The following is an 18055-nucleotide window of genomic DNA, read 5'->3' on the forward strand; positions in this document are numbered from 1 at the left end:
GCCGCATGATGATTGACTTGAGGTGCCTTTTACGGGTGTTCAAGTTTGTCTGACAACACCCCCGTCATTGCTGCCATATCAAAGGGCTGGGGTTGAGCTGATTAACTGGGGCGTTACACCTTCAGAAACTATTGCTGCTTTAAACATGGACTGGAAAGATGGAATAAAAATCCGCTGCCGTATCGTTGAAGACCGCTTGATGCATTTCACGCGGAACTAGGTTGCGATATGTTTGAGCCAGTGTGGCATAGTTGGAATACAGCTTATCTACTGGAAAGTTCGACCCGAACATCACGCGATTGGGGCCGAATTGGTCTAGGCAAGTTTCAACAATTCGGCAGAAATCCTCGGGTTCCCAATTATGATTAAACATACCTAAACCTGACAGCTTGCAACGCACTTGAGGCAGGTTAGAAAGCGCGCGCAGTTCGCCCGCCCAGCGCGTTAGCCCGTCGCCAGAGCGGTCATGCGGGGACCCGGCATGACAAAGCGCGACAGCCGTATCAGGGGCCAAAGCAAGAAGATTGGCGGTTTTTTCCATCAGCTCCGGTATTAACTGAAGATCAAAACTAAGACCGCGACGTCCTGCGTTTTGCAGCCCCGCCACAAAGGCAGGGTTGTCTAGCAGTGTATTCGTGCCTGTGAGGGCATCCTCACCAGGTGCACGGCCAACAATTTGGCGCACGCCGGCGACGCTGGGCAGGGACTGAATGCTATCTAGCTGCGCATCCAGATCGGATGCAGTGAGGTCAACGAAAACAACTTGCTTTAAAGCCCAGTCAGAATTGGCATCAGCTACGGATTGGACCCAGCGTGCCTCGGCCATGCTATTTTCTGCACCCACCTGAATGTGCACGGATGCGCCTATGCCCTCGGCTGTGGCTTCAGAACGAAATTCATTGATGAGATAGTCACGTTGTATAGGGGCTGGGTCGCCAAAGAAACGCTCTACACCGCGCGCCATTAGCCAGGGATAGTAAACAGCGGAAAGATCCCAAAGATGGTGGTGTGCGTCGATCATGGATGTGCTCCATTTGCACCTGTTTCATGGCCTGCATGAATAGCCGTTGTGCGCGCAAGAATGTCGATACCTTGCATGTTCCAAAAATGCAGAAGATCAATGAAAATCCAGTTTTCAGCCAATTTGTTTCCGTCCCGCCGGTAAATATCAATAACCCGCATTTCACCGCGTACTTCACTAGCGGGCATCCCCATGAAGCCGCCGGTATGAACAGCTGTGAAGTTTGGCCAGCCAAAAAAACCACTAAAACGACCCTCGGCCAGTCTGCAAATATGTCCGGTTGAAGACCTGTCCGAGAATGTGGCCCGAAAGGGCCCAGAATGCTGTTTGGCATAGCGTTTGATTGTGTAGGTAGCGCCGATGCCTGCGGGTCCCCACCAGACCATGTTGTCATTCCACGTTCGCGCTAGTTCTTCTTCCAGCGGCAACCCCAAAGCCCAGGTTCCTAAGTTGCTTATCATTGCATTTGTCACGTCCAACGTTTTACGCCCTTCTTCAGGGTCTTGCGGGTCAAACATCAGCCCATCGTGGGTCATTGGACCGGGTTGCACCAAATGCGCCGCTGTTTGCGGCGGAAACGGTTGTAACCCTGCCTGCATCATCAGGTGTGGAATGTCAAAAAACATTGCAGTTTCGGTTATTTTACCATTATCCACCCGATTGAACTCGCAATAACGCAGCATGGCGATTTTTCCGGTTGGGGGAATGCCCAGCCAAGGCTGGTCGAACAGCCCCATCAGATGTCCCATGGAAACAACCCAAACACCACCCTGCTCGGTAATCGAGTTATGCCCGGCCATAAAGACGTCAAGACGTCGCTGAAGGGAGGTCAGCGCACCTCGCAGGGGCTGCCAAAACGATTCGCCGACTTCTTGCGCCGAGGTGATTTCGTTGAAGGGATGAAACCCTCGCCACAGATATTCAGGTGATGTGAATGCTTCCAAAATCTCTGGGATATCCGTCTCGCATGCCTTGTCTAGGCGTGTATAGAAATCCTTAACTAGTTGTTTTTCATTTATAAAATTTGATTTTATCATCGCACCTTCCGGCTTTTCCATATTTTGCATTCGTTTGCAAAAACAGCTTGTCAAACAATTTGTCCACTGTCTATAGTCTTTGCCAACGAATGCAAAAAATGGTGTGTGCATTCTATCAGGGGGAAGATATGGCCGAAATCCAGCTCCGCAATTTGTCCAAACGTTGGGGGTCGTTCGTGGGTGTTCACGAATTTGACCTCACCATTGCAGACAAGGAGTTCTTGGTTCTGCTCGGGCCGTCCGGGTGCGGCAAAACCACAACAATGCGGATGATTGCCGGGTTGGAGGACGCGACCGAAGGCGACATTCTGGTAGACGGAGTGAGGGTCAATGATTTGGAACCCAAAGATCGCGACGTCGCGATGGTTTTTCAAAGCTACGCGCTTTACCCGAATATGAACGTTTACGAAAACATTCGCTTTCCTCTGCGCGTACGTGGTGTTGACCCTAAAACCCATGATCAAAGAGTTCGCCGGGCCAGTGCCATGGTAGAACTTGATGATTTTCTGCATCGTAAACCAGCTGAATTGTCAGGTGGTCAACGCCAGCGGGTCGCGCTCGCCCGCGCGGTTGTGCGCGAACCGAACGTATTTTTGATGGACGAACCCCTGTCCAATCTTGATGCCAAGTTGCGGGTATCGACCCGTGCGCAGATCAAAAACCTGTCACACGAGCTTGCTGTAACGACCATCTATGTGACCCATGATCAGATTGAAGCCATGACGTTAGCGGATAGGGTCGTGATTATGAGGGCGGGTGTGGTGCAGCAAGTCGGTACTCCGGTTGAAATTTATGACAATCCCGCTAACGCGTTTGTTGCCAGCTTTATTGGCAACCCGGCGATGAACCTGATGGATGGGTCAATTAAAGACGGTACATTTACCACCAACAATGTCCAAATCTCTGGGCTAGAGGCAGTGGATGGCCCCGTGACGCTTGGGTTCCGTGCAGAGGATGCTAAAGTCATCGAAAGCAGCGGGCAGATCAACGCGCCGATCTACACAATGGAGCTTTTGGGCGATGCGACGACGGTCAGCGTCCGCATAGGAGGCGCATTGGTTTCCGTGAAAGCCGACAAAAATTACCGGGCAGCAATCGACGAAACTGTGTCGATTGAGGTGCCCGTGGAGAACTGTCACCTATTCGAAGCAGAAACAGGTGCGCGCATCGGGGGGTGACCCTCGCAATTTCCCGCCTCGGCGGGGTCAACGGATGCGGGCTTCGAAGATGCATCCAATCAAAAGGGAGAGAGACGATATGTTTCTAAAAAAAGTAACACTTGCGAGCGCCTTTGCAATCACTGCAGGCACCGCGTATGCGGGCTGTGAAATTTCTGGCAATGTCAGCATTGTCGGAAACGAATTTCCAGCCATTCACACAGTTGCCAACGGTGCGGCAGCCTGTACGGGCGGCGACGTGAAGATTAACCTGACGGCAGACCACCAAAAAATCAATGTCGACGGCATGAGCGGAAACCCCGCGGAATATACGTCAGCGATCATTGCAAACTCGTCACTAGTGGCGCTCATGAACGCAGATGTCGTCCGTCCATTGAATGATCTTGTTGCAGCACATGGTCAGGACATTCCCAAAAACCAGCTGATTACGATCGACGGCAATGTTATGGCCGTGGCCTTTATGGCGAACGCGCAGACGCTTGCTTATCGCAAAGATGTGCTGGCTGAGATTGGCGTTGATGTGCCAACCACTTACGAAGAAGTTCTGGAAGCTGCTAAGAAAATCCGCGCAGCAGGCATCAGCAAATACCCCGTGGGCGGCGCCTATGCGGCGGGTTGGAACCTGGCCCAGGAATTCACCAACATGTACATCGGTCATGGCGGCGAATTCTATAAGCCCGGTACAGCCGAAGTTTCAATTAACAATGCTCAAGGTGTTGCAACTCTGAACATGATGAAAGCGTTGACTGAGTACATGAACCCAGACTTCCTAACACATGACAGCAACGCCACCGGCGCTGAAATGGAAGCAGGCAACGTCATGATCATGAACATGTGGGGATCCCGCATGGGTAACCTGATGGATGACGAAGGTGCAGAAGAGCAGGTCTATTCAAACATCACCGTCGGCGGTCCGCTGACTGTGGGCGGTGGTTCAACCCCGGCTTCGACCCTGTGGTGGGATGGTTGGACTGTTGCAAGGAACGTGTCGGATGAAGATGCGGTCGCGACTTTCCTAGCAATGAAGAATGGGACCAGCCCGGCAATCTTGACTGAGGAAACCATGGGTCAGGCCGTCTGGATGATTGACGGCTACACCCCGGCACCGGTCAATGACGGTGTGTTTGCAGCAATCGCAGCGGGCACAACCTCGTATCCAATGCTGCCATACCACGGATTGCTGCACACCGCTTTGGGTGGCAACCTCGCAGACTTCCTGTTGGGTAAAGAAAGCGCTGAACAGGCGCTGGCAGACGCAGAAGCTGCCTATACTGCCGCTGCTAAAGAAAAGGGCTTCCTAAACTAAGGAGTCCATTGATCCGGGGCGGAACTTTTTGCCCCGGATCATCCCACAACCTTGACCGGCGCCCGGAGATACCAAGATTATGAAACATAAATCCTTTTTCTGGTTTGTTCTTCCGTCAGCTTTGGCAATGTTGTTGTTTATCTTTTTCCCGATCGTTTCGGTTCTTGTGCAATCGGTTCACGTCGACCACGAACAGGTGATCAAAACCGTTGAAACCTGTGATCTGTTTGGGTGCAAGGAATCCACAACCGTTGATCAAAACGCAACTGCTGCATTGCGCGCAGAACACCCTTTGGGGCAGTTTGCCGGATTTAAAACGTATACAGACCGCAACCACCTAGCGATTGACGAGTTTGGCGAGAATTGGACAAGATCTAATTCTTGGCGTGATTTCGGGGCGCAGATGCTTAATCTTCCTTTTTACAAGGCTATTTCATTCACGCTGGTTTTCACATTCGTCGTAACACCGCTTGTTATCGTTCTTGGGTTTGTGGTTGCTGTCGCCGTCAATAGTGCGGTCAAGGCAATCCGCGGCCCACTGATCTTTTTCTCTCTGTTGCCGATGATGATAACTCCGCTGGTGGGCGCACTGATCCTTTTCTGGATGGTGGATGCGCGCGGCGTTGTCGGAGCGGCGCTGCAATACCTTGCAGGCGATCCTGATCTGTCGGTCAAAGCGTCAACGCCGCTGATGTGGATCATGTTGATGGTCTATGGTGTGTGGCATTCCACGCCCTTTGCATTTATTGTTTATTATGCAGGGCTTCAGTCAGTAAATCAGGACACGTTAGAAGCTGCACGCGTGGACGGTGCCAATCGTTGGCTGCAAATCCGCCACGTCATTATCCCGCACTTGCTGCCATTGACCACGTTTATTGCCCTTATGCAGCTGATGGATAATTTCCGGGTCTTTGAACCCATCGTCAGTTTCTCCGCCGAAGCCCATGCAACATCGCTAAGTTGGGCAATCTTCAACGATCTTGGTGGCGAGACGCGCCAGCTGTCTTCGGCGGCCGCGACCTCTGTTCTTACAATTATTGGTGTCGCGATCCTTTTGTCGCCGGTTTTGGTGCGCACTTGGCGCGAATTCGATCGGAAATAGGTGAAACATGTCTAGCAAAGCACAACGCCAACCCGTCGCAATCACTTTTCTGGTCATCGGCGTACTGGCAATCTGGATGATCCTTGCCGCCTTTCCGTTCCTCTGGACGCTTTGGGGATCATTTAAGGTAGAGGGCGATTTCTTTTCTAAGGCCAATTGGGCCAACGCGCTGACCGGCAAGCTGACGGTCAGCGAAACCGGCGCACGCGTTACTGGTGATGGATATTACGGGGCCTGGGTTCAAGAAAAATTCTGGCTCGCAGCCTGGAATTCCGTGATCGTGTGTTTCTTTGTGGTTACCATATCGCTGACGCTGGGAACGTTAGGGGGCTATGCGCTGGCGCGGTCTACCTATCGCTATGCCTTTTGGTTCCTGCTTTCGGCGCTAATCTTTCGGGCCATGCCACCGATCACGCTGGTGTCGGGCTATCTTCCGGTGTTCTTTCAATGGAACCTTTGGGGGCATACTGCAACAACAATCATCGTTCTGGTAGCGATCAATCAGCCATTTACCCTGTGGATGCTACATTCGTTCTTTAAGAACATTCCTGCCGAGTTGGACGAAAGCGCGATGGTAGATGGTTGCACGCGGTTTCAGGCCTTTCGCAATGTCATCATTCCGGTGATGTGGCCGGGAGTGATTACCACGGGACTGTTTTCGTTTCTGCTAGCCTATAATGACTTTGCGGTGACAACGATGCTATTGTCCAGAGAAAATCAGACGATGATCCCAAAGGTTGCCAGCTTCCTTGGAACCACACAGACCAAGGGCAACGTCATGTTTGCCGTATCTGCGGTTGTATCCGTCACCGCCCCATTGTTCCTGATGGTCCTGTTCTTCCAGCGCCAGATTGTTGGTGGCCTGACGGCCGGCGCGGTTAAAGGGTGATCAAAATGAGCACCTACTTGCCAATTCGAAGGGGCGTCTGACATGAACAAACGCGCAAACCGTCCAGCAATGGGAATTGCGACCGAGACATCCTCCGAGAACAAAGCTCGCTACCATCAGTTTCTGCGTTGCTTTGATTTGGGTGAGGTTGAGAAAGCGGTCGCAGATAATTTCCATGACGCCGCAAAAGTGAATGCCAGTCACCCGATCAACGAGGCGCGGGATGGCCTTGGGTATTACAGCGATGTCATCGCGCCGATCATGGCTTCGTTCGAGGGCCTAACACGGCAAAACTATATTGCTCTTGGCGGTGAATACCTTGGTACTGAATGGGTTACTTCAACAGGGTATTTTCGCGGCCACTTTACCAAGCCACTCTTTGGCATCCCCGCCAGCGGTAAGCTGGCTTACTTGCGGTTTGGTGAATTCCACCGGATGGAAAACGGCAAGATCGTTGAAAGCCATGTGTTTCTTGGGTTTGCAGAGTTGATAATCGCACTTGGCCTTTGGCCATTGGACAAAAGCCACGGGTACGAGGGCGTTGTGCCTGGCCCTGCAACGCATGATGGGACCCACGTTGGGCCATCTGATCCAGACGCGTCGCGGGCGTCTGCTGATCTGGTCGAAGGGATGCTCAAAAAGCTTGCGACGGAAGATGAAGCTTGGCGCCCTTATTGGCACGAGCGGATGGTGTGGTACGGGCCTGGTGGGCTTGGCTCTTATGCAACTGTTGATGCATTCGCTACGTTCCAACAACCGTTTGAGCAGACCTTTGACGGATGGGGTGACGGCAGCGAGGTTGGCATCACGGGTGTTGAGGCCGACTGCAAGTCTGGTGACGGAAACTACGCGTTCCTAAGCGGCTGGCCAATGATCACGGGCGTCCATGTCAAACCATTCCTTGGCCTTGAGGCCACTGGCAAACGTGTGTTCATGCGCGATTGTGACTGGTGGCGCTGCGAAGACGGAAAAATCATCGAAAACTGGTGCATGCTGGATATTCCGCATGTGCTGCTCCAGCTCGGGTTTGATGTGTTTGCAGAAGTGGGAAAACGCGCATGACTGCCGATGCCGATTTCATCGTTGTCGGCGCTGGCTCGGCCGGATGCATCGTCGCTGCTGAATTGGCGCGGCGTGACGTTGGTCGCGTACTATTGCTCGAAGCGGGCCCGTCCGACAACCACCCTTTGGTCAAAATGCCATTCGGTTTGACGTGGTTGATGGGCAGCAAGCGAGATTGGCGGTTCAAATCAGATCCGCAAAAAGGTCTTGGCGACAGGCAACTGAATGTGCATCGCGGGCGTATGCTTGGCGGTTCAGGTTCGATAAACTCTATGGTTTGGTTTCGCGGGCGGTGTGACGACTTTGACGGCTGGAACGTGAAAGGCTGGGAATGGCCCGACGTTGAGCCCGCATTCGAAGCGGTAGAAGCAAAGCTTCAACCAAAGCAAATGACAGGCGTTCATCCGTTGGTTCAGGCGCTGTCTGACTTGTTTGGTGGAAACGCAAACGAAGCGCCTACACCGGAATATGAAAGCGCTGGAACTTTCAGGTTTAACATGCATAATGCACGCCGTTGGTCAGCCGCAGATGCCTTCATGCGCCCGGCGCAAGCCGCATACGATCTTAAGGTGAGGACCGGATCAGAGGTTGATCGCATTGAGTTTGAGGGTGATCAGGCAAAACGCGTAATTCTGCTTGATGGTACCAAACTCTCTGCGTCCAAAGGCATCGTTCTATCGGCCGGCTCGATCGGTTCACCCGCGATCCTGATGCGATCTGGCGTTGGACCAGCAGAGCATCTGCAGGAACTTGGCATCACTGTCACGCATAACTCTGAAGAGGTTGGCGACAACCTCCATGATCACCCAGCGGCGGGGCTTTATTTTGCGGGGCCGCGTTCCGGATATGGTCTAACGCTGTCTCAAATGCCAGCGTGGATGCTTGCCCCTTTCCGCTACTTATTCACCCGCAAGGGGCGCTTTGCGTCACCAACGGTAGAGGGCGGCGCTTTCTTTAACGCGCGCTGCGACACGGGCGAACCTGATGTGCAATGTCACTTCATTCCCTTCATGTTGGATTGGAAGGGCAGCCGCTTTACCCATGGATCCGGATATTTCGCGGATGTCTGCGCGTGTCGACCTAAATCTCGCGGGCGGTTACGCCTTACCTCCGCCGATCCAAACGTCGCGCCTGATATCGACCTTGGCCTTTTTCAAGACCCCGATGATGTTGAAACCCTGCTCGCCGGGCTCAAACGTCTGCGGGAACTGATGTCCAAAGCCGCCTTCGGAAAACACCGCGCACCTGAGGTCTATCCGGGGCCAGAGGTGTCCTCTGATGAGGCACTGCGCCAGCATATCAAAGACCGTGGCGCAACCGCCTATCACCCCGTCGGCACGTTGCGTATGGGGGAGGGGACCGCCCCCGTCACACCACGCCTTGCCGTTGCAGGCGTCACCGACCTTTGGGTTGCTGATGCGTCGGTTATGCCATCGGTGACCTCCGCAAATACAAACGCGCCCTCGATGATGATCGGTTATCGGGCGGCAAAATTCATAAGTGAGGATACAGCATGAAGGGATCACGCCCTGAACAAGCAGTACTAACCCGCGACACCGATATGTCCAAAACGGACGATACCCGAGCGGTTATCGAAGGCATGGTTGATGGCCTGAATGATCACCGCATTGGCGATATTGGCGAATTTTTCTCAGAGAACTTTCGTTGGATGGGCAATCAGGGCTGTGGTCAAAAAATCGGCCTGCGAGAGTTTCAAGACAACTGGCAACGCCCGTTTCAGGCGGCATTCTCAGATAAAGTCTGCATCGACGAAGCACGTCTTTATATGGGCGAATGGGCCGCTGCCTTTGGCCGACAAGAGGCAACGCATTCCGGTGAGTTTCTCGGCATAAAAGCCACCGGCAAGCGGATCGAAATCCGCTATATGGATTTCTGGAAAGTGGTCGAAGGCAAGATCGTCGACAACTGGGTAAATGTTGATTTCGCCCATGTCGCAGCACAACTGGGTATGGACTTGTTCAACGGTGAAGGCTGGGAAGCCTATGACCGCGGCGACTGCACTGCCCCAACACCTGAATAAGCGAGGATAATACAATGGCAATAACCCACCTCAAACACGGAAAACCCGAAGCCGATCGCGCTGAAGACGACGCCAAAACCGCAACCGTGGTCGCAGCCACGCTCAAAGACATCGAACAGCGCGGCGATGTTGCGGTGCGTGAATTGGCCAACAAATTCGATGGCTATGATCGGGACAGCTATCGCCTTGGTCAAGACGAAATCGATGCACTAATCGCTAAGGTCAGTCCACGCGACCTTGAGGACATCAAGTTCGCCCAAGCACAGGTTGTCAACTTTGCGCAAGCACAGCGCGACAGCATGCTTGATATCGAAGTGGAAACCATGCCCGGCGTGATCCTCGGTCATAAAAATATTCCGGTGCAATCTGTCGGCTGCTATGTGCCCGGGGGTAAATTTCCGATGGTGGCCTCAGCGCATATGTCGGTTGCAACTGCCAAAGTTGCGGGTGTACCGCGCATTATCGCCTGCACTCCACCATTTAATGGCGAGCCGAACCCAGCTGTGATTGCCGCAATGCACCTTGGTGGTGCGCATGAAATTTATGTACTCGGCGGCATTCAGGCCGTGGGAGCAATGGCGATTGGTACTGAAACGATTGAACCTGTTCACCTGCTTGTCGGGCCTGGGAATGCGTTTGTGGCAGAAGCCAAGCGTCAGTTGTTTGGGCGTGTCGGTATCGATCTGTTTGCGGGTCCAACCGAAACGATGGTGATTGCGGATGAAACCGTTGACGCCGAAATGTGTGCGACCGACCTCCTTGGTCAGGCTGAACATGGTTACAATTCACCTGCAGTTCTGGTGACCAATTCACGCGCGCTGGCAGAAGGGACCCTCTCAGAGATTGATCGTATCCTCGAAATTCTCCCTACAGCGGGGACTGCAGGGGTTAGTTGGGCTGACTACGGCGAAGTGATCCTATGTGACACCTATGATGAGATGCTTGGGGTCGCAAATGAAATCGCTTCTGAGCACGTTCAAGTTATGACAGACCGAGATGATTGGTTCCTAGAGAACATGACTTGCTATGGCGCGCTGTTTCTTGGGCCACGAACGAACGTCTCTAATGGGGACAAGGTGATCGGTACCAACCACACATTGCCGACGAAAAAAGCAGGCCGTTATACGGGCGGTCTTTGGGTTGGTAAGTACTTGAAGACGCACAGCTATCAGAAAATTACCACGGACGAAGCGGCCGCGAAGATCGGGGCCTATGGGTCACGTCTTTGTCTGCTGGAAGGCTTTGTTGGCCATGCAGAGCAATGCAATATGCGGGTGCGTCGCTACGGTCGGCAAAACGTCCCTTACGGCGAGGCCGCTGAGTAATGAGCGATCCTGACAGACTCAGGGCGCTGATTGCGCCGCTGCGAACGGCAATGGCAAACTTTGACCCCGCCTCAGTGCAATCGGCACTGGGCAGGGTCATGGCAGCAGATGCAACTGTGCACCTGTGCCATCCGTTTGGTGATCTGTCAGGACGACAGGAGCTATATGATGTCGCCTATGCGCCATTGTTTAACGCCTTGCCCGATCTAGAGCGCCGCGACTGGATCGTCAGTGCAGGCACGGATGCCGACGGGCATGACTGGATCGGTTGTGCGGGGCATTACGTTGGCACTTTCACGCGGCCTTTCCTTGATATTCCGCAAACGGGCCATTTTGCGCATATGCGGTTTCACGAATTCTATCGTGTCGAAGACAGTCGTGTTGTGGAGATGCAAGCGATCTGGGATATTCCTGAACTTATGATGCAAGCCGGTGCTTGGCCTATGGTGCCGAGCCTTGGGCGTGAGATGTATATCTCCGGACCTGCAAGCCAAGATGGACTGTTTTTTGAGGCGCGCACTGCAACTCAAAGCGCACAAAGCCTAGAAACCGTAATCGGGATGTTAACCAATCTTTCTCGACATCCGGCCGAGGGTGGCCCCGAGATCATGCATGCAGAGAAATACTGGGATCCGCGCATGAATTGGTACGGCCCTGCGGGTATCGGTACTGCACGCGGAGTTGCCGGGTTTCGCAATTGGCACCAAATCCCATTCCTGAATGCACTGCCGGATCGACGCGGTGGCACAACCGGAACACTCAATTGTCACTTCTATGGCGATGGCGCCTACGTCGTCGCGACGGGTTGGCCAAACATGCAGATGACAGTCACCGGTGACGGGTGGTTGGGCATCGCCCCATCCGGGCAGAAAATCACGATGCGTAGCCTTGATTTTTGGCGTGTCGAAGGGGCACTCATCCGTGAAAATTGGGTGTTGGTCGATCTGTTAGACATCTATGCACAGCTGGGCGTTGATGTGTTTGCCCGATTGTGTGAATTCAACAAAGCGCGCGTGTCAGGCGCACTTTCTTTGCCAATTGGAGCTAACTGATGACTTTGCCCAAAACACCTTCGTTTCGCTTGGATCAAAAACGCGCTTTAGTCGCCGGTGCTAGTTCTGGCATTGGATTAGCCTGTGCTGTTGCGCTGGGTGAAGCGGGTGCAAAAGTCACGCTTGCCGCACGCCGGGTTGACGCTCTAAACACGCTCGTCGATAAAATGAACGCGGCCGGCATGAAAGCTGACGCCTTGCCTCTTGATGTTTCTGATATCGCTGGCACGCGGGCTTCTGTGGCGTCACATGGCCCGTTTGATATTCTCGTAAACTCGGCGGGCTTAGCCCGTCACAGCCCGGCTTTAGATACAACAGAAGACGATTTCGACACTGTGTCTGATGTGAATGTCAAAGGGGCCTATTTCCTAACGCAAGCCGTCGCCAACGGATTGGTAGCCGCGGGAAAACCCGGAAGCTTAATCAACATTTCCTCCCAAATGGCACATGTGGGCGGCATAGATCGCGCCGTTTATTGTGCAACAAAACACGCGGTTGAGGGATTTACCAAATCCATGGCAATTGAATGGGGTAAGGCGGGCATTCGCATCAATACAATCAGCCCAACGTTCATCTTGACCGATCTGACCCGCCCAACCTTCGCAGACCCTGAAAAACGCGCGTGGATCGAAGATAAAATTAAACTTGGACGCCCAGGCAAAGTCGAAGACATTATGGGCGGCGTTGTGTTTCTGGCGTCCGAAGCCTCTGCAATGGTCACCGGAACCTCGTTACTGGTTGATGGAGGTTGGACAGCCGAATGAGCAAAAACCGCGTCACATCCCAAGAGGTTGCCGAGCGCGCAGGCGTTAGCCAGTCTGCTGTGTCACGTACCTTTACGCCCGGCGCGTCTGCATCCAAGAAAACTGTCGAAAAGGTGCGCAAGGCAGCGGCTGACCTGGGTTATCGCCCAAATGTTCTCGCGCGTGCGATGGTATCTGGTAAAAGCCGGATTATCGGTTTGGTGGTGGCCTATCTTGAAAACCAATTCTATCCCGAAGCACTTGAAAAACTATCGAATGAGTTGCAAAAGCGCGGCTATCACGTGCTAATTTTCATGGCTGAGCAAACTGCTGGGAATATCGATGCGGTCGTCGAGGAAATTCTTGATTACCAAGTCGATGGTATTATTGCTGCCTCTGTCGCGATGTCGAGCGATCTGTCTGAACGTTGCCGCGCGGCTGGCGTGCCGATGGTTCTGTTCAACCGCAGCCAAGACGACCCGAACATGTCTGCTGTGACATCAGACAACTATGCTGGTGGGCGTAAGGCCGCCAAATTTTTGCTCGCTGCTGGGCACCAAAAAATTGGGCATATTGCAGGTTGGCATGGTGCGTCGACACAGCGCGATCGCGAAGCTGGTTTCATATCTGTATTAGCTGAAGCGGGCGTCGTCCTTCATTCCCGTGCAGAAGGTGACTTTACATTGGAGAAAGCTGCAGATGCTACGCGCAAAATGTTTGCCCATGATGCACCTGAGGCAGTTTTTGTCGCCAATGACCATATGGCATTGGCTGTTCTCGACACGTTGCGTTTTGAACTTGGGCTAAAGGTGCCCGAAGATGTCTCAGTCGTCGGGTATGATGATGTGCCTGCGGCGGGATGGCCTGCTTATGCCCTGACCACCGTACGCCAGCCTGCCAATCGTATGGTCGCAAACACGGTCGAAATTTTGCTCGATCAGATTGAAAATAACACTGGTGAAACACGCCGTATAGCAATTGATGGCCCGCTCATTCTACGCGGTTCTGCAAAAATTCCAGAAGGGTGGACTACATGAAAGGCTTCTCAAACAGGTGGAAAGATTTCCCTGACTATATTCTCGGTATCACGCAGGAAATTTGGGAAGATCGTGGTATAGCTACATTAAACCATCGGTATTCGAAAGACATACCCATGCGTTTTCCTGAAGGTATATCGATCGGCAATCAAAATACAATAAATGGTACCATGGCGACACTGGCAGAATTTCCGGATCGTGAGCTGACCGGTGAAGATGTGATCTGGTCGGGCAACGAAGATGAGGGGTTCTTGTCGTCTCATCGGATACTAACTATGGGCACGCACACTGGTGGAGGGTTTTTTGGCCCAGCCACAGGCAAAAGGTTCGTAATTCGTGCGATTGCTGATTGTGCTGCCATCAACGATCAGATTAACGACGAATGGCTAATCCGTGATGTTGGAGGGTTGGTTAAACAACTTGGTATGAAACCCAAAAAGTTTGCTCGCCAGGTGATTGCCCGTGAAGGTGGTCCGGAGCGTTGTGTCAAACCGTTTTGTCCTGCAATTGATGTTGATGGCCCTTATAAAGGACGCGGAAATAACAATGAATGGGGTGTACGAATGTCTGACATCCTGACTAGAATGATGGATAAGGATTTTGCTGTTATAAGAGCAGAATATGACCGTGCTGTGCAGACTGAGCATCCCGCCTCAACTACCGTGCATTCTTGGGCGGATACAGAAAAGCTGTGGATGGGGCTGCGGGCATCGTTCCCTAACGCTGAGTTCAAGATCGAGCATCAAATTGGACGCGAAGATCCGATGTTATCTCCACGCGCTGCTATTCGCTGGAGCCTGTACGGCAAACATGACGGCTGGGGCATGTTTGGCCAACCCACTGGTGCTGACGTGTATGTAATGGGATTTACCCATGCGGAATTTGGCCTAAGGGGCTTACGTCGTGAATGGACGTTGTTTGACCATGTTGCGATTTGGAAGCAAATCTTGATGCAGACAGGATAAACAAATGATAGCATACACGCTCCTACTGAGGTTTTCCCATGCAACGCATAGGTGCAGCACTTACCCTGCATCGACGCGGGCGCAGACTATAATTAAGCAGCCTCCGAATAATTGGGTTTGATAAGTACCCGACTAAAATTACTGGAGAAGTAAAATGGCCAATATCCAATACCGCATTGTTCGCTACGGCGAGTTGAAACCCTGCAAAACCGCATTCATCGACGCCCACACCCCGGGATCGGATCAAAAAGAGAACTTTACCATCATTGGTGGTGGCGTTTCCGAAAGCCCAGATCAACTCGTGCATATCACTGAGCAGATCGGGTTTAACATTGGCGCAGCTGGTCAGCCGCCACGCGTGCGTAATTCGCTGCACGACCATAACACAGCCGAAGTGTTCTTTGTTCTAAGTGGTAAATGGCGTTTCTTCTGGGGTCGTTGGGGAACTGCGGGCGAAGTGACGCTCGAAGAAGGCGATATCTTCAATATTCCCACTGGTATTTTTCGCGGCTTCGAAAACATCGGCACGGACTACGGTATGATTATGGCTGTTCTTGGTGGCAACGACGCTGGTGGCGGTGTTCATTGGGCGCCACAAGTGATTGAAGACGCTGCGGATCATGGGTTGATCTTGGGTGAAAACGGCGTGCTCTATGACAGAAAAAAGGGTGATACCTTGCCCCATAATGTCCACCCAATGCAGGTGATGTCGGAAGAGGAACTTGCTAAACGCGCAGAACCGACAACAGCAGATGTTCTGCCAAATCACGTTGCCCGGTATTGGGACATGATGGCGCTGTCCGATGCCCAACCAGTTCAGGTTATTAGCGGGAATGGATTGCTAAAGGACAAGCCCGGTTTTGAAGTTGATTTCTTGTCCCGCAACTCGATTTCTGACGAGATGCATAGTCATAACAAACCGACGGTTCTGATGCCAATGCGCGGGCACTGGAGACTACGTTTTCAGGACAGTGAAACGGTCCTCAACCCGGGTGATACGTGTCTAATTAATCCTGGCGAGGTTCACGCGATCTCTACTTCAATGACCGGTGAGGCAAGCCTTTACCGAGTCCGTACCACAAATGATCCAGCTGGATTGACCAAGACTAGTAACTAAGCTCTGGGAGGGGCCCAAATGAACCGAGTTAAAACAACCCATGTAGGCTCCTTACCGCGCGCGCAAGACGTGGTGGATTTCATATTTGCCCGCGAAAATGAACAGCCCTTTGATCAGGCCGAATTTGACACCTGTATGACTGCCGCTGTTTCCGAAACCGTGCGCAAACAGGTGGAGGCAGGCATTGATATCGTCTCTGATGGCGAGACTTCCAAAATTTCATACGCGACCTACGTAAAAGATCGCTACACCGGATTTGGCGGCGATAGTCCGCGCAACGCGCCTGCGGATCTCAAGATGTTCCCCGGCTTTTTGCAACGCCTTGCGAATGACGGTGGCACGCCGCAATACGCACGACCCATGTGCGTCGGTGAAGTGAAGTCCAAAGGACAGGGCGAGCTTGAGAAGGATATCATCAACCTCAAGTCGGCCATGGCCAAACACGGCGCCGAGCGCGGATTTATGAACGCAGCAAGCCCCGGAGTGATCTCGCTGTTCTTGCAAAACGACTACTACAAATCGCGAGCAGCGTACCTCGCCGCGTTGGCTGATGCGATGAAGGAAGAATACGAAACAATTGTTGCTGCCGGTTTGGATCTACAGCTTGACTGTCCTGATCTGGCCCTGTCGCGCCACATGCTTTTTACCGATCTCAGCGATGACGAATTTATCAAAGTGGCAAATATGCATGTTGAAGCGCTCAACCATGCGCTCTCTGATGTGCCTGCCGAAAAGGTCCGTGTTCATATTTGTTGGGGTAACTATGAAGGCCCGCATTGCTGCGATATCCCTATGGCCAAGATGTTTGATACCTTGATGTCGACTAAGGCCGCCTCGGTATTGTTCGAGACGTCAAATCCGCGCCATGGCCACGAATGGGCTGTGTTCCGGGATCGCAAAGCCGATATACCCGAAAACAAGATCCTTGTGCCTGGTGTTGTGGATACGACCACCAATTTCGTTGAGCACCCAGACCTTGTTGCGCAGCGGATCAGCAGGTTTGTTGATATTGTCGGGGCCGATCGAGTTGTAGCGGGGTCCGACTGTGGCTTTGGTACATTTGCAGGCTTTGGCGCGGTTGATCCCGACATCGCATATGCCAAACTGTCTGCCTTGTCGGAAGGGGCAGCGCTGGTCAAATGACACCGCTTGTCCTGATCCCTGGAATGATGTGCGATGCGCGGCTGTTTGGACCGCAGATAGCCGAGTTCTCTGGTCAGCGTACATTGGTGTGTGCACCAATTTCGGGACGGACATCAATCGAAGATCTGGCAGCGGCTGTGTTGGCCAACGCCCCTAAGAGTTTCGTCCTCGCGGGCTTATCTATGGGCGGCATCGTTGCGATGGAGGTCATGCGCCAAGAGCCGGAGCGCGTTGAGCGGATTGCTTTGATGGATACCAACCCACTGGCTGAAGACGACGACGTCAAAGCACGTCGCCTGCCGCAAATGATGATGGTGCGTGATAATGCTTTGAGCGCAGTAATGCGTGACGAGATGAAGCCGCGATACCTGAGCAATACGCCGCAGCGAGAAAACATTTTGGATCTTTGTATGGAGATGGCCCTGGGCCTTGGCCGGCATGTCTTTTTGAAGCAGTCTCGCGCGTTGATGGACCGGCCCGACCAGTCGGATACATTGCGCGGCGTTGACGTGCCCGCGCTCATTCTGTGTGGGCGCGATGATATGCTCTGCCCTGTTTCGCGCCATGAATTGATGGCTGAGCTGATCCCTGATGCGCGCTTAGAGATTATCGAAGGCGCGGGCCATTTGCCCACACTAGAACAACCTGAATTGACCAACGCGGCTTTGGCCCGCTGGCTGGAGGCCTAAATGAACGAAAATCTATTGAAATTACTACAGAGAGTAGATACGCCAACTGCTTGTAATGCGATCGAAGTTGCCCAAGGTAAGCGTGGTTTCAATGCCTTCACCCGTGGTACTATGCTTGCATCCCATACTGATGTCCCTGCGATGGTCGGCTATGCACGTACCGCGCGGATCGCAGCAGTCGCCCCACCAACCGAGGCTCCTGAAGTAATCAAAGCGCGCCGAATGGCGAATAGCGTCAGTGCCCAAGCCTAATATACCAAAGGCACCAAGTTCGAGGCCCGATCCGTCTTCTGCAAATACATCCGGTATGCCAACGGCGATGAGTACATCAACGTCACAGGCTGACTT

General features: G+C 52.9%; 17 protein-coding genes and 1 pseudogene. 16 read left to right on the forward strand and 2 right to left on the reverse strand.

Going from position 1 to position 18055, the window contains the following annotated elements:
• Positions 1-139 precede the first annotated feature (139 nt).
• Complete coding sequence (locus ACFDSS_RS07540; RefSeq protein ID WP_375255153.1) at positions 140-1021, reverse strand: amidohydrolase family protein; 882 nt, start codon at positions 1019-1021, stop codon at positions 140-142.
• On the reverse strand, positions 1018-2088 hold the full coding sequence (locus tag ACFDSS_RS07545) for a nuclear transport factor 2 family protein (RefSeq protein WP_375255154.1): 1071 nt from the start codon (positions 2086-2088) through the stop codon (positions 1018-1020). The genes ACFDSS_RS07540 and ACFDSS_RS07545 overlap by 4 nt, the downstream gene beginning before the upstream one ends.
• 98 nt (positions 2089-2186) lie before the next feature.
• Between ACFDSS_RS07545 and ACFDSS_RS07550 the strand changes: the two genes are divergently transcribed.
• From ACFDSS_RS07550 to ACFDSS_RS07625, 16 genes and pseudogenes are all read left to right on the forward strand, one after another.
• Positions 2187-3236, forward strand: a complete 1050-nt coding sequence (locus tag ACFDSS_RS07550) for an ABC transporter ATP-binding protein (protein ID WP_375255168.1) — start codon at positions 2187-2189, stop codon at positions 3234-3236.
• A gap of 79 nt (positions 3237-3315) precedes the next feature.
• The gene (locus ACFDSS_RS07555) at positions 3316-4542 is read left to right on the forward strand and encodes an ABC transporter substrate-binding protein (protein WP_375255155.1); all 1227 of its coding nucleotides are present in this window, start codon (positions 3316-3318) and stop codon (positions 4540-4542) included.
• Between the two features lie 79 nt (positions 4543-4621).
• Positions 4622-5644 carry a carbohydrate ABC transporter permease gene (locus tag ACFDSS_RS07560; RefSeq protein WP_375255156.1) on the forward strand — a complete coding sequence of 341 codons (1023 nt, stop codon included), beginning with the start codon at positions 4622-4624 and terminating at the stop codon, positions 5642-5644.
• A 7-nt stretch (positions 5645-5651) separates the two neighbouring features.
• Complete coding sequence (locus ACFDSS_RS07565; RefSeq protein ID WP_375255157.1) at positions 5652-6533, forward strand: carbohydrate ABC transporter permease; 882 nt, start codon at positions 5652-5654, stop codon at positions 6531-6533.
• A 42-nt stretch (positions 6534-6575) separates the two neighbouring features.
• Positions 6576-7595 (forward strand): ester cyclase, encoded by a 1020-nt coding sequence (locus ACFDSS_RS07570; protein ID WP_375255158.1) that lies wholly within the window; start codon positions 6576-6578, stop codon positions 7593-7595.
• Positions 7592-9112, forward strand: coding sequence for a GMC family oxidoreductase (locus ACFDSS_RS07575; protein WP_375255159.1), 1521 nt, complete (start codon positions 7592-7594; stop codon positions 9110-9112). The genes ACFDSS_RS07570 and ACFDSS_RS07575 overlap by 4 nt, the downstream gene beginning before the upstream one ends.
• A complete protein-coding gene (locus tag ACFDSS_RS07580; protein ID WP_375255160.1) occupies positions 9109-9636 on the forward strand; it encodes an ester cyclase in 528 nt (175 codons plus the stop codon). The genes ACFDSS_RS07575 and ACFDSS_RS07580 overlap by 4 nt, the downstream gene beginning before the upstream one ends.
• Before the next feature lie 14 nt (positions 9637-9650).
• Positions 9651-10961, forward strand: a complete 1311-nt coding sequence (gene hisD / locus ACFDSS_RS07585; protein WP_375255161.1) for a histidinol dehydrogenase — start codon at positions 9651-9653, stop codon at positions 10959-10961.
• Positions 10961-12013 (forward strand): ester cyclase, encoded by a 1053-nt coding sequence (locus tag ACFDSS_RS07590; RefSeq protein WP_375255162.1) that lies wholly within the window; start codon positions 10961-10963, stop codon positions 12011-12013. Before hisD ends, ACFDSS_RS07590 begins: the two co-directional genes overlap by 1 nt.
• Positions 12013-12777 (forward strand): SDR family oxidoreductase, encoded by a 765-nt coding sequence (locus ACFDSS_RS07595; RefSeq protein ID WP_347183814.1) that lies wholly within the window; start codon positions 12013-12015, stop codon positions 12775-12777. The genes ACFDSS_RS07590 and ACFDSS_RS07595 overlap by 1 nt, the downstream gene beginning before the upstream one ends.
• Positions 12774-13793 (forward strand): LacI family DNA-binding transcriptional regulator, encoded by a 1020-nt coding sequence (locus ACFDSS_RS07600; protein WP_375255163.1) that lies wholly within the window; start codon positions 12774-12776, stop codon positions 13791-13793. Before ACFDSS_RS07595 ends, ACFDSS_RS07600 begins: the two co-directional genes overlap by 4 nt.
• The gene (locus tag ACFDSS_RS07605; protein ID WP_375255164.1) at positions 13790-14758 is read left to right on the forward strand and encodes a nuclear transport factor 2 family protein; all 969 of its coding nucleotides are present in this window, start codon (positions 13790-13792) and stop codon (positions 14756-14758) included. The genes ACFDSS_RS07600 and ACFDSS_RS07605 overlap by 4 nt, the downstream gene beginning before the upstream one ends.
• Before the next feature lie 154 nt (positions 14759-14912).
• Positions 14913-15875, forward strand: a complete 963-nt coding sequence (locus tag ACFDSS_RS07610; protein WP_375255165.1) for a cupin domain-containing protein — start codon at positions 14913-14915, stop codon at positions 15873-15875.
• Positions 15876-15893: 18 nt separating this feature from the next.
• The gene (locus ACFDSS_RS07615; protein WP_375255166.1) at positions 15894-17018 is read left to right on the forward strand and encodes a cobalamin-independent methionine synthase II family protein; all 1125 of its coding nucleotides are present in this window, start codon (positions 15894-15896) and stop codon (positions 17016-17018) included.
• Complete coding sequence (locus ACFDSS_RS07620) at positions 17015-17707, forward strand: alpha/beta fold hydrolase (RefSeq protein ID WP_375255167.1); 693 nt, start codon at positions 17015-17017, stop codon at positions 17705-17707. The genes ACFDSS_RS07615 and ACFDSS_RS07620 overlap by 4 nt, the downstream gene beginning before the upstream one ends.
• A pseudogene (locus ACFDSS_RS07625) lies at positions 17708-17932 on the forward strand (RraA family protein); the annotation flags it as partial.
• Positions 17933-18055: the final 123 nt, after the last annotated feature.

Source organism: Yoonia sp. (genome assembly GCF_042093035.1).
Taxonomy (GTDB): domain Bacteria; phylum Pseudomonadota; class Alphaproteobacteria; order Rhodobacterales; family Rhodobacteraceae; genus Yoonia.